The sequence below is a fragment of the Streptomyces polyasparticus genome, assembly GCF_014493765.1.
GTDB classification, from domain to species: domain Bacteria; phylum Actinomycetota; class Actinomycetes; order Streptomycetales; family Streptomycetaceae; genus Streptomyces; species Streptomyces polyasparticus.
In genome coordinates this window covers 1-609 of the sequence record NZ_JACTVJ010000155.1, presented here as the reverse complement: position 1 = coordinate 609, position 609 = coordinate 1, and the positions used below count along the sequence as shown (strand labels likewise).

Genomic DNA, 609 nt, shown 5'->3' with positions numbered 1-609 from the left:
ACCGGACGCCTGGGGGGAACCGGCTACCTTTCCATTCTGCCGGTTGACCAGGGCGTGGAGCACTCGGCGGGCGCCTCCTTTGCCGCCAACCCGCTGTACTTTGATCCGAAAAATATCGTCGAGCTGGCGATCGAAGCCGGCTGTAACTGCGTGGCGTCGACCTACGGCGTGCTGGCCTCGGTGTCGCGCCGCTACGCGCATCGCATCCCTTTCCTGGTGAAGCTCAACCATAACGAAACGCTGAGCTACCCCACCGAATACGACCAGACCCTCTACGCCAGCGTTGAGCAGGCGTTCAATATGGGGGCGGTGGCCGTGGGAGCGACGATCTATTTCGGCTCAGAACAATCGCGTCGTCAGATAGAAGAGATTTCCGCCGCCTTTGAGCGGGCCCATGAGCTGGGCCTGGTCACCGTGCTGTGGGCCTATCTGCGCAATTCGGCGTTCAAGAAAGACGGCGTCGACTATCATGTTTCCGCTGACCTGACCGGTCAGGCCAACCACCTGGCGGCCACCATCGGCGCCGATATCGTTAAGCAAAAGATGGCGGAGAATAACGGCGGCTACAAAGCGGTTAACTTCGGCTATACCGACGACCGGGTGTACAGC

The 609-nt window shown here is 60.4% G+C and carries 1 protein-coding gene; it reads left to right on the top strand.

Annotated elements, in window-relative coordinates; translation table 11 throughout:
- On the top strand, positions 1-609 hold a 609-nt coding region (locus tag H9Y04_RS49275), incomplete at both ends, for a class I fructose-bisphosphate aldolase (RefSeq protein WP_187820188.1).